This is a genomic window from Sedimentibacter sp., assembly GCF_033447055.1.
Lineage (GTDB): Bacteria > Bacillota > Clostridia > Tissierellales > Sedimentibacteraceae > Sedimentibacter.
Genome location: NZ_JAWQJF010000144.1, coordinates 1 through 11,751, shown reverse-complemented (window position 1 = coordinate 11,751; position 11,751 = coordinate 1). Strand labels below are relative to the sequence as shown.

Here is an 11,751-nt window from a genome sequence, read left to right as displayed (position 1 = left end):
TGCTGTTGAAATTGTGATTCCTCTTTCTCTTTCTTCTGGTGCCTTGTCAATGTTTTCGAATGCTACTGCTTCGCCTGTACCATATCTTTCATGTAATGTCTTTGTAATAGCCGCTGTTAAAGTTGTCTTACCATGATCAACGTGGCCAATTGTTCCTACATTAACATGCGGTTTTGTTCTTTCATATTTTTGCTTTGCCATTTTATTTCCTCCCAGGATTATTTTATTTTTATTTAAATTTGGAGCCTACGCCCGGACTCGAACCGGGGACCTCTTACTTACCATGCAAGTGCTCTACCTCCTGAGCTACATAGGCATTATGTCATTCTTAAATGTTAGCAAAAATTATTATATCAATAAAGCAATAATAAATCAATAGCAAAATTGGAATAACTTACAAAAGGAATCAGAATGTTTCATGTTTTTTTTAAGACTGCATTTTTTTCTTAACCCTTTGCAAAGCGTTATCAATAGATTTAATATTTTTATTGAGCATCAATGATATTTCTTTATAGGATTTGCTCTTGCAGTATTGATTTAAAACAATCTTTTCAAAATCACTCAAATTTTCATACGTTATTTCAGAACAAATATTCCTTTCTTGCTCGTTGATGTAAACGTATTCCGGATTTAGTTTATCCATCTCTCCAAATTTATATATTTCTGAACAATTGCATTCCAAATCACAATAATTGCAAAAAGATATATCACAACTTATCTCGTCATAAGCCTTTGATTTTCTTATTGCAGAAAAGATTTGTCTTCGAATACACAATTCAACAAATGTTCGAAAACTACAGCCAAATTCTGCATTGTAGTTTCGAATTGCTTTAATAAATCCTATCATAGCTTCCTGAAACAAATCATCCATTTCGCCGCCAACAATGAAGAAAGAACTTATTATTTTTTTAACCACAAAGGCATATCTTGTATATAAACACTTTTCGGCATTGTCATCGCTATTTCTAATTTTTTCAATAAGTTCTTCATCCGAAAAAGCATCATATTTTTCCCTGTTATAACACAGACTGTTTATTATAAAAAAAGGACTAACCATAAAGCACACTCCCCACTTGTATAGGAATATATTATATGTATTTACAATTAATGTCAATATGTTACATGCTTCTTCGTATTTTTTCTAACTTGTTTAAAGTTTCTTCATCTATAATTTGGTCAATATTTGTTCCTTTTTGTCGAGGCTTCTCAGTTTTTGTTCTAATATCCTTTTTAGTGTTTTCTAATTTCATAATCATTTCTTGTGCAGAAATTCGTGTTCCACCTCTAGCCAGTACAATTTGCTGTATGGCACCGTCTGAAGTAGCTACCTGCACCTGCTCATATCTTCCAATTTTATCAAGCTGTTTTTCAATATAGCTGTCAGCAGTTTCATGTTCTTTTGTATACACAACTACTATACCATCAATTTGTTCTTCCTTTTCCAAACTTCCTTTTACAAGATGAGCATCAAACACAACAATAACCTTCAACCCTCTGTATGCCTGGTATTCAATAAGAAGTTCAATAAGCTTGTTTCTGCTGTTCGCTATATTTTTAACTTCCCTGTAATATTGCCATTGATTAATAATATTGTAACCATCAATAAATAGATAATCTTTTTTCGTTCTTGACATTTCAAATAGTCCTTTGCTTCATTATTTCATATATGATAACAGAAGCTGCACAAGAAGCATTTAGAGAATTTACATTTCCTTTCATAGGAATTTTAACGATTGTATCGCATCTTTCCTTCACAAGTCTTCCGATGCCAAAACCTTCGTTTCCAATTACCAAGCCAACAGGAACATCAAACTTTTCTTCATATATATATTTCTCTCCATCCATATCAGCGCCGTATATCCATAAACCCTTTGACTTCAATTCTTCTATTGCATTGCTTATATTTGTAACTCTGGCTACAGGTAAAAATTCTATAGCTCCGGCAGAAGATTTAGCAACAACGCCGTTAACTTGTGCTGCTCTTCTTTTAGGTATAATTACACCATGAGCACCTAGACATTCTGCAGAACGAATAATAGCCCCAAGGTTGTGAACATCGGTTATTTCATCAAGAATTATAACAAATGGTTTTTCACCCTTTTTCTTGGCATAATCAAGTATATCATCAATTTCCTTGTATTCATATTCCATTGCTTCGGCAATAATTCCCTGATGTATTTTGTTTTCACTTAGTCTGTCAAGCATAGCCTTATCAACATTTTTAATTAGAATATTCTTCGCTTTTGCCATTTCGATCACCTTTGCAAAAGACCCTTGCGCAGCTTCTTTGCTAATTAATATAGTGTCTATTTGAGCGTCACTTCTCAATGCTTCCATTACCGGATTTTTACCCTCTATTATTCTCATTATTATCATCCTTTTCATTAAGTATTTCAACGATTCTATTGAACAGTTCCATTAACCGGTCCATCTCATTGTTAAGATATAAGTACCCAATCAACGCTTCAAATCCTGTTGCATATCTGTAATCCATTAACTCTGCATTTTTAGGAGAAGATGTGACTTTGGCATTTCTGCCTCTCTTGACAATCCTTTTTTCATTATCTGTAAGTTCATTTTCAAGCATATTTACTAAGTATGCCTGCGCTTTTGCCTTGACAAATTTCACAGTTATTTTGTGCATTTTATTTACATTTGTATCTTGTTTGTTTACGACATAGCTTCTTACTAAAAGCTCATAAACAGCATCACCTGCATAAGCTAGTTGTGCAGGTGAGTACATAAGTGTTTTTTTTGATAATTTATCGCTTACTATTCTTAATAATTCATTATTAATGTGATTGTTTTCTAATTTGTTTTCTTCTAATTTGTTTTCTTCTAATTTATTTTCTTCCAATTTACACCCTGTCTTGTATCTTCCAACATAATACCCTTTTCTAAAAGCTCATCTCTTATTGAATCGGCCAGTTGGAAATTCTTGTTTTTCTTTGCTGCTTGCCTTTTTTCAATCATTTCTTCAATATATTTTGTCAAATCATCATGTGCATTATTTTCTTCAGCTACATCATCTTCTAACAAACCAAGTGACAATACTCGTTCAAAATCAGCTATTAATACCAATTTATCATTATTACTTACTTCATCTGATTTAAGTATGTTAAATAAAACAGTAATAGCATTCGCTGTATTCAAATCATCTTCAAGACATTTTTTAAATTCATCTTTGTATTTATTCACAATTTCAATATTTCCTGCCTGTTTGTCATCTGCACTTTCTTTAATAGCCTTTATTCTGCTTTTTAACTTGAAATATGCATTTTCCGCAGATGAAAGTGAATCAAATGAAAAGGCAAGCTGTTTTCTGTAATGTGAATTCAATACAAAATATCTGTATGAAAGAGGATTAAAACCTTTCTTTTCAATAAGAGACAATGTCAAAAATTCTCCGCTTGACTTGCTCATTTTCCCATCATTATCAATTAAAAATTCTCCGTGCCACCAATAATTAACCCAGTCTTTTCCTGTATAGCTTTCCGTCTGAGCAATTTCATTCGTGTGATGCACAGCAATGTGGTCAACTCCGCCGCAATGTATATCCATTTGTTCGCCAAGGTTTCTTAAACTTATTACGGAACATTCAATATGCCATCCCGGATATCCTAATCCCCATGGAGATTCCCACTTCATTGCTTGATTTTCAAATTTAGACTTTGTGAACCAAAGGACAAAATCCTGCGGGTTCTTTTTATTCACATCAACGTCCACATCTTCTCTCGATGCTGTTCTTAGCTGATCTAAATCCATTCCGGAAAGTTTTGTATAATTTTCAACTTTAGTAACATCAAAATAAACATTACCGTTTGCCCTGTATGTAAATCCCTTTTTTTCAAGAACTGTAATAAATTCAATATAATCGCTGATATAATCAGTTGCTTTTGCAACAACATCAGCTTTTTTAATATTTAATTTTTCTATATCCCGAAAAAATGCATCTGTGTAATATTGAGCTACTTCCCACACAGTCTTGTTTTCACGTTTTGCACCTTTAACCATTTTATCTTCGCCGTCATCAGAGTCAGACTCAAGATGTCCCACATCCGTTATATTCATAACTCTTTTTACCGGATATCCAATATACCTAAGAGTTTTCTCAAGCACATCTTCATGTATGTACATCCTTAAGTTTCCCAAATGAGCATAGTTATATACAGTCGGCCCACATGTGTACATTTTAACCAAATTTTTATCTATAGGTATAAAATCTTCAATAGTTCTAGAAAGTGTATTGTAAAGCTTCATAAGAAATCTCTCCCCTCGTTACTTTAACATCATTATATAATACCGTTGTAATTGTATCAAGCTATTTTTTTTGCTATTCTTATTCAATGTAATGCAACTATAATTGTTAATTTGTCAAAAATTGATACTATTGATTTATAAGTTCTGCGAAAATTTCTACAATCAAATCTTCTTTGACTGTCATTGATAATATTTTGTTGCGTTTTATGAAAGAAGGAACATTCTTAGTATATGCTGGGGAATTTTCAACAAATTTTTCAACTGTCAAATCAAAGAATTCTTTAGCCGTATATATTTTGAATCTTTCTATTTCACACATTTCCGCTATTCTTTCAGTTAAACGAATAACTATATCTTCATAATCATAATTGCCTTTCATATCAAGTATGCTCTCTAGTCTAGGCATTATTTTTTCAAAAAGAGTGCGGTCTTCAAAAGTATCATCAAATCCAAGAAGCGTTCCAATTTTTCTTATTTTTTCTTTATTATTTAAAAGGAAATCTACCAACACTTGAATAAAATTGCCTTCATAAGGAATACAGTAATACTTGTGCCCTTTAAGTTTTTTAAATACTTTTATAGTATCATAATAACCAAGTTTAATTAATTCGTCTGCTTTTTCCCTGTTAAAATCCAAAGAACCCAGCATTCCGCCCAAACCCTCGGCAGGTTGAATAAATGTAACATTTAAACCTTTGGTTCTTACTTTTTTTCTAATTCCAATTGCCATTGTTCTCACAGCAATTATATCTTTGTAACCTTTTTTGGCAAGCAATCCGATTGGAAGATTATCATAAAAACCGCCATCCAAATACTTCTTGCCATCCATTTCTTCAATTTTAAACGCAGGTAAATTAGCGCTGGCAATAAGAAAATCTACAAGCTTACCTTGTGGAATCTCTTCCTTAAAAAGTTCAAGAGGCTTTTTATCTGTCATATTTACTGTCACTATTCCAAAATCGACCTCAGAATTTCGTACTTTTTCTTCGTCAACATAAGTATCGAATAATGCTCTGATTCTTGTTGTATCCAGTCCGCGATTATTTAAAATTTCCCTTGACTGATGCAATAGATAAGAAAAATTAATTTCCTGCAAATTCAAGTTTTTTAAATCATTTAAAACCTTTTCATCAAGGTCAAACAGTTCATAAGAGTTTATGTTGTACCACACTTTCTCTAACAGATCATAATCTCCTTGAACCATTAATGCACCATTTATCGCTCCAATTGAAGTTCCGGCAATTCCTCCTATTTCTATACCAAGTTCTCTTAAAGCTTTATATGCACCAACATGATAAGAACCCTTGGCGCCTCCACCCTCTAAAACTAAACCATACATTTTCATTCTCCTATTCAATAGACAATAGTTTTACAGTACTTACGCCCTTTACTTTTTTTATTTCTGCAATAATATCATCAATTGATTTGTTTATATCAGAAATATCCAGCGAAACACTGACGGCTGCTTTTCCATTAATCGGAATACTTTGATTTATTGTGAGTATATTTGCATTTTCTGATGACATACAATTTAAAACATTAGAAAGTACACCCTTTTCATGTCTTAACATCAATGACAGCACAGCTTTTCTTCCTATTGAGTTCTCAGATGGAGAAAAAACGTAATCCTTGTACTTATAATAAGTGCTCCTGCTTATACCTACATTTTTTACCGCTTCACTAATGCCTTTTACACTGCCGTTGTTGATTAAATTACGTGCTTCTATAACCTTTTCATAAACATCCGGCAATATTTTTTTACTGACAATCAAGTATTTTTTTAACATATATCCACCTCTCAAATTTTATTACGAGCAATCAAAACTATAAAATTTCTATAGTTACACCTCTTTTATCAGTTTGAAGAAATTTTATTTCCCAATTATGTTCTAGCTTCATTATACTGTTTTTTATTCTGTTTGTAAAATCCGAATTTTCAATTATGTTCATTAATGTTGGTCCCGAACCGCTGATAAAAAATGCGGTCGTACCATTTTCAATACAAATTCTTTTAACATCATCACATTCATGGATGAGTATCTCTCTGTATTTTTGGTGCAATCTATCCTTCAGAGCAACATTTATTATATCAAGGTCTCCATTTTCCAATGCTTTAAGAAGCACTGCAACTCTGGATACATTGAAAACAGCATCCTTAAAAGATATTTCCTGAGGCAGAAGTTTTCTTGCTTCACAGGTTGATGTTTCAAAATCGGGTATTAATGCACAAAAATATAACTTTTCACTTATATTATATTTCATGCAATAAGATTTTTCATCATCCACAATGGATGCAGTCAATCCTCCATATACAGCCGGTGCAATATTGTCAGGATGTCCTTCAATATCAACTGCTATTTTAAAAAGCTCGTCCTTCGAAAGTCCACCGTTATATAATGCATTCGCACCATAAACTCCTCCCACGATACAGGCAGAACTGCTGCCGAGACCTCTTGATACTGGTATCTCAGTTTCCATTGTAATTTTTAATCCCTTTACAGATGCACCAATTTTTTTTGCAGTACAAACGAACGCCTTATAAACCAAGTTGTTTTCATCTTTATAAATATCAGGACATCCCTCTATTATTAAACCTTCTTCTATTTCTTCAAATTTAAAAGTATTGTACATTTGAAGAGCCAGCCCTAATGTGTCAAAACCAGGTCCGATATTTGCAGTTGTAGCCGGGACAATTACTTTTACCATACCATTCTCCAATCATTTTGCTATTTTTCTTACGTAATTTTCCATTTTATCCGATTCACAAACTTCTGTGTGGAGCACAATTTTATTTTCAAGTCCTTGCAAATTACCGGGTATTTTTACTCCTGTTTTTTTTGAAAGTTCCTGCATAATTTCAAATTCGTTATTTGCTTCGTCTTCATAACTTCCATACAGTGATTCATAAACACTTTTTGAAAATTTATAGGGGCTTGCAGTAGAAAGAACAATGCTTACAGTTTTGTCATTAGTTTCTTTTCGGTAATCTTCAAGAGTTTTATATGCAACAGCTGTGTGTGTATCTAACAAATAACCTTCATTAAAGAAAGTGTCCTTTATAGTCTTTTCTGTATCAAACTTGAAAACACATCCAGCATAAAATTCTTTGCTTATTTGTTCCTTCATTTCATAGCTTATTTCATACTTTCCATCTTTATTGAGCTGTTCCATATACGCTTTTACAACTTCATTATCTTTACCGCTTATATAATACAATAACCTTTCAAGATTGCTTGAAACAAGAATATCCATTGAAGGAGAAATTGTTTTATGAAATTCTCTGTTTTTATCATAAATACCTGTTTTTATAAAATCATATAAAACATTGTTTTCATTTGACCCGCAAATTAGCTTATTTATCGGAAGTCCCATTTTTTTTGCATAATACCCTGCTAAAATATTGCCAAAATTTCCTGTTGGAACTGAATAATTTACTTTATCCATCATTTTAATTGAATTGCTTTTTACAAGCTTCATATAAGAGTAAAAATAATATACTATCTGAGGAACCAGTCTCCCGATATTTATAGAGTTGGCAGATGAGAACACTTTGTTATTATCAGCAATTTCATTATTCAGTTTTTCGTTTGCAAATATATTTTTAACTCCTGTTTGAGCATCATCAAAATTTCCTTTAATAGCACAAACATATGTGTTACATCCTTCTTGTGTAATCATTTGAGCTTTTTGTACCTGACTTACTCCTCCTTCAGGATAAAAAACTACAATCTTTGTTCCTTTTACATCTTTAAATCCTTCTAAAGCAGCTTTTCCCGTATCTCCTGAAGTAGCTGTAAGTATTATAACTTCTCCATTTATATCGTTCATATCATAAGAAGCTGTCATTAAATGAGGCAATATTGATAAAGCTACATCTTTAAATGCAGATGTGGGTCCGTAAAACAACTCTGCAACATATGCATTTCCTACTTTAACAACGGGCGTAATTTCACTTGTACTGAATTTATCTGTATATGCATTTGAAACGCATTCTTTTATTTTTTCTTTAGGAAAATCATCAAGCATAGTACCTAATATCAACTCAGCTATTTCTGTATAACTTTTCCCAATCAATTCTTCTAAATTTATATTCTTTTTCTCTAGGTTTCTCATTACATATAAACCACCGTCGCTCGCAATTCCTTGCAAGACTGCTTTAGATGCAGTTGTTCTTATATCCGAGTTTCTGGTACTTTCATAACTTTGAAGCATATTTTCCTCCACCGTCTTTCTTTATGATAATATATGATATACTGTTCTCAATATTATTACAAGTGTTTTTTTTCATAAAACAATTGTATCGCTGATTTATCCTTTGCAAAATTCTAACAATATGTTAAAATGAATGAGTATTGTTTCGCATATAACCATAAAATCAGCTAAAATACAATAATTTATTATAAAGGAGCAATTATGAAATATATAAGTATATTAGGATCCACCGGTTCAATAGGCACACAAACTCTTGATGTTGTACGCGAACATTCAGATGAATTAAAGGTGTGTGCCATAACCGGAAATAACAATATAGAATTATTAAAAGAACAAATACTGGAATTTTCACCCGAATTATGCTGTGTCATGAATGAAGGAAAAGCTCTTTTGCTTAAAAATATGCTGTCAGGTAATATAAAAACTGAAATACTGTCCGGAATGGACGGTCTCATTGCAGCAGCGGAATATGATAAAAGCGAAATTATAGTAACTGCAGTTTCAGGAATGATAGGTCTGAAACCTACAGTTGCTGCCATAAAAAAAGGAAAAACAATAGCATTGGCAAACAAGGAAACATTGGTAACAGGTGGAAGCTACATAATGGATTTAGCGAAATTATACCATTCCGCTATTCTTCCTGTAGACAGCGAACACAGCGCCATTTTTCAAAGCCTTATGTCAAGCAGCGAAAAATCAATAAATAAAATAATATTGACAGCTTCAGGCGGACCATTTAGAGGCAAAGACACAGAATATTTGAAAAATGTTACAATAGATGATGCACTAAAGCACCCCAACTGGTCGATGGGAAAGAAAATTACCATTGATTCGGCAACTTTAATGAACAAAGGGTTAGAAGTCATTGAAGCTAAATTTTTATTTGATGTAAAACCAGAACAAATAGAAGTTGTTGTTCACCCTCAAAGCATAATACATTCAGGAGTTGAATTTTGCGATCATTCAACGATTGCACAACTTGGACTTCCTGATATGAGAGTTCCTATACAATTTGCACTTTTTTATCCAAGACGCGAAAAAAACAGCTATAAAAGTTTGTCCCTATCAGAAATAGGAAAATTGACATTTGAAAAACCTGATGTAAATGTATTCAAATGTCTCGGTCTTGCATTTGAAGCTTTGAAAGCAGGTGGCACAATGCCTACAGTTCTAAATGCTTCAAATGAAGCTTGCGTTGATTTATTCTTAAACAAAAAAATAAGTTTCCTTGATATAGGAAACATTAATGAAAAAATTATGCTCAAGCACAACCCGGTTAAAATTGATTCAATAGAAACAATTTTAGCAGCAGAAGTGTTTGTAAAAAAAACTTTAGAGTCAATTTTATAATTAAATCAAACATGGGGATGATTAGTCATCCCCATAATCATAAGTATATAACAATCAATAAGCTATTAAAGCCTCTCTGGTGGAATTTATCCAATAAACTTTTGTATCGAGGTTTTCAGCCGCAAATCTTAAAGGTACGTATGTGCGACCGTTGACTATGGTAGGAGCCACATCAATTGTATACCTGTTGCCGTTGACTACAATTTCATTTTTATCAATCCACATCTCAACCGTGTTCCCCTTCGCAGTCAAAGTGATTTTCTTACTGCTGTTTTCCCAGCTTACAGTCCCGTTAAGCTCTTCAACAACTGCTCTTATGGGAACCATGGAACGTGATGATATTATCATTGGTGTGGTGCCTCTTCCTGGGTCAATCTCTTGCAATTCACCATTAACACTGATGTTTGGATTATCTATTTGAAGTATTATAAAGCTGTTTTCAGCGCCTTCAAAAATACTGTTGTCTTTTGTTTCAGCATAATAATTATTTTTAAAATCCAATAAAACATCATCTTGTTCATTTATATCTATATCATTCAACGGATTCGCCGCCATGGAGTCACCATTAAATTTGAAACTTCCGTCCCACTCGCCATAATCACCTGATTCTACACCGTTTCTTAATGAACCGCTATATGAGCTTTGTCCCGGAAGTATTGTAATGCTAATTGTTTTGGTCTCTCCAACTTTTAAAATTCCAGCATGAACAGCTGCTGCTGAAACATCTGAATCATCAGTATAAATATCGGTACCCCATACATCGCCTTCTTTATCCCCAGTTACTATCAAGTTTATTACAGTACCATGCTTTCCTTGATATTCTACCAAGTATATGTCTTCTTCACGAGTGGTGGTGCCTATTCCTTCCGTTAAACTTTGTTCTGCAAGCGGCAAGTTTACATCCGTAAATTTAAAGCTTCCATCAAATTCTATATATTCTTCTGAACGAACACCGTTTCTCCAACTACCTCCATAGCTCGACTGACCGGGCAAAATTGTTACCCTCACTGTCTTGGTTTCCCCATACTTTACTATTCCTGCATGGACAGCTGCTGTGGAAACATCTGAATCATCAGTATAAATGCCGTTACCCCAAACTGGTCCATCTAGACTGCCAGTAACAGTTACATTCAAAATTTCATTTACCCGGCTTCTATAGTAGGTCAAATCTAAGCCATCACCGTTTAACGCACTATTGTCAATGGCTGCCGGTTGTTGAGAGTTTGTATCAGGTGGAATTGTTGTTGTAGTTGTTTGCGAAGAATTGTTATTTTCTTCATCAACTGCAACAACTTCAATTTCATCACTCACTGCCAACAATACATTATTGTTGTCGTAAATTCTGAAATGATATGTTCCTGCTTCGCCAGGAGTTGTAACAAGAAAATCACCGTTTACTTTGCCTCCTATATTTTTATATTGTTCAGGATTTTCAGTGAAACTATCTGTTAAATACAAACCTATGGTTGCATTTATCTGATTTGGTGCATTATGATATTTAACGTACATATCAGGAACTGATGACCCGTATGGACGCGGTCCCGGAACTATTTCAATGGGTCCCTGTGTCATATCTGAAAACGTAGGCCTTACATAATCAGGATCCAAATCAAATATTAAATTCAATATTTTATTCCTGTCTTCATTGCTTCCCCACATGAAGAAACCCGTAAGAGGACATTCATTATTCCAATCATATCCAATATCCATGTTTCTGACAAAATATGTCATGGTGTTTTTAAAAGGTGGAAATGTAAGTGAGCCACTAGAACCCGATACTCTTCTTAATTCTTCTATGCCCGGCTCCCCAATCAATATCAGCTTCATTAACGTCAGAGTATTCTTGAAAGGAACAAATTCCTGTTCATTAACATTTGTGCATGTTGCAAAGTTCCCCATTTCAAGATTAATTGCATCAAAAGAACCAGG

The 11,751-nt window shown here is 33.3% G+C and carries 12 protein-coding genes and 1 tRNA gene; 1 reads left to right on the top strand and 12 read right to left on the bottom strand.

Annotated elements, in window-relative coordinates; all coding sequences use genetic code 11:
• From SA378_RS10015 to thrC, 11 genes are all read right to left on the bottom strand, one after another.
• Positions 1-201 (bottom strand): GTP-binding protein (locus SA378_RS10015; protein WP_318525849.1); only part of this gene is annotated, 201 nt, incomplete at its 3' end.
• A 39-nt stretch (positions 202-240) separates the two neighbouring features.
• A tRNA-Thr gene (locus SA378_RS10010) sits at positions 241-316 on the bottom strand.
• A 111-nt stretch (positions 317-427) separates the two neighbouring features.
• Positions 428-1,057, bottom strand: a complete 630-nt coding sequence (locus SA378_RS10005; RefSeq protein WP_318525848.1) for a sigma-70 family RNA polymerase sigma factor — start codon at positions 1,055-1,057, stop codon at positions 428-430.
• A 61-nt stretch (positions 1,058-1,118) separates the two neighbouring features.
• A complete protein-coding gene (locus SA378_RS10000) occupies positions 1,119-1,634 on the bottom strand; it encodes an NYN domain-containing protein (RefSeq protein ID WP_318525847.1) in 516 nt (171 codons plus the stop codon).
• A gap of 1 nt (position 1,635) precedes the next feature.
• Complete coding sequence (gene rlmB / locus SA378_RS09995; RefSeq protein ID WP_318525846.1) at positions 1,636-2,367, bottom strand: 23S rRNA (guanosine(2251)-2'-O)-methyltransferase RlmB; 732 nt, start codon at positions 2,365-2,367, stop codon at positions 1,636-1,638.
• A complete protein-coding gene (locus tag SA378_RS09990) occupies positions 2,348-2,857 on the bottom strand; it encodes a Mini-ribonuclease 3 (protein WP_318525845.1) in 510 nt (169 codons plus the stop codon). The genes rlmB and SA378_RS09990 overlap by 20 nt, the downstream gene beginning before the upstream one ends.
• Positions 2,839-4,260, bottom strand: coding sequence for a cysteine--tRNA ligase (cysS, locus tag SA378_RS09985; RefSeq protein WP_318525844.1), 1,422 nt, complete (start codon positions 4,258-4,260; stop codon positions 2,839-2,841). The genes SA378_RS09990 and cysS overlap by 19 nt, the downstream gene beginning before the upstream one ends.
• Positions 4,261-4,387: 127 nt before the next feature.
• Positions 4,388-5,599 carry a patatin-like phospholipase family protein gene (locus SA378_RS09980; protein ID WP_318525843.1) on the bottom strand — a complete coding sequence of 404 codons (1,212 nt, stop codon included), beginning with the start codon at positions 5,597-5,599 and terminating at the stop codon, positions 4,388-4,390.
• 10 nt (positions 5,600-5,609) lie between these two features.
• On the bottom strand, positions 5,610-6,047 hold the full coding sequence (locus SA378_RS09975) for an ACT domain-containing protein (protein WP_318525842.1): 438 nt from the start codon (positions 6,045-6,047) through the stop codon (positions 5,610-5,612).
• 37 nt (positions 6,048-6,084) lie between these two features.
• Positions 6,085-6,966 carry a homoserine kinase gene (gene thrB, locus SA378_RS09970; protein ID WP_318525841.1) on the bottom strand — a complete coding sequence of 294 codons (882 nt, stop codon included), beginning with the start codon at positions 6,964-6,966 and terminating at the stop codon, positions 6,085-6,087.
• A 12-nt stretch (positions 6,967-6,978) separates the two neighbouring features.
• Entirely contained in the window at positions 6,979-8,472 is a 1,494-nt protein-coding gene (gene thrC, locus SA378_RS09965) for a threonine synthase (RefSeq protein WP_318525840.1), read from the bottom strand.
• Positions 8,473-8,673: 201 nt separating this feature from the next.
• Between thrC and SA378_RS09960 the strand changes: the two genes are divergently transcribed.
• Positions 8,674-9,822: a 1-deoxy-D-xylulose-5-phosphate reductoisomerase gene (locus SA378_RS09960; RefSeq protein ID WP_318525839.1), complete on the top strand. Its 1,149-nt coding sequence runs from the start codon at positions 8,674-8,676 to the stop codon at positions 9,820-9,822.
• Between the two features lie 54 nt (positions 9,823-9,876).
• On the opposite strand, the gene SA378_RS09955 is transcribed toward SA378_RS09960, so the two are convergent.
• The coding region (locus tag SA378_RS09955; protein WP_318525838.1) for a stalk domain-containing protein at positions 9,877-11,751 on the bottom strand (1,875 nt) is incomplete at its 5' end.

Excerpts from the sequence above, each read along its gene's own strand:
- SA378_RS10005 (WP_318525848.1), bottom strand. The coding sequence starts at position 1,057 with ATGGTTAGTCCTTTTTTTATAATAAACAGTCTGTGTTATAACAGGGAA.
- SA378_RS10000 (WP_318525847.1), bottom strand. The coding sequence starts at position 1,634 with ATGTCAAGAACGAAAAAAGATTATCTATTTATTGATGGTTACAATATT.
- rlmB (WP_318525846.1), bottom strand. The coding sequence starts at position 2,367 with ATGAGAATAATAGAGGGTAAAAATCCGGTAATGGAAGCATTGAGAAGT.
- cysS (WP_318525844.1), bottom strand. The coding sequence starts at position 4,260 with ATGAAGCTTTACAATACACTTTCTAGAACTATTGAAGATTTTATACCT.
- SA378_RS09980 (WP_318525843.1), bottom strand. The coding sequence starts at position 5,599 with ATGTATGGTTTAGTTTTAGAGGGTGGAGGCGCCAAGGGTTCTTATCAT.
- SA378_RS09975 (WP_318525842.1), bottom strand. The coding sequence starts at position 6,047 with ATGTTAAAAAAATACTTGATTGTCAGTAAAAAAATATTGCCGGATGTT.
- thrB (WP_318525841.1), bottom strand. The coding sequence starts at position 6,966 with ATGGTAAAAGTAATTGTCCCGGCTACAACTGCAAATATCGGACCTGGT.
- thrC (WP_318525840.1), bottom strand. The coding sequence starts at position 8,472 with ATGCTTCAAAGTTATGAAAGTACCAGAAACTCGGATATAAGAACAACT.
- SA378_RS09960 (WP_318525839.1), top strand. The coding sequence starts at position 8,674 with ATGAAATATATAAGTATATTAGGATCCACCGGTTCAATAGGCACACAA.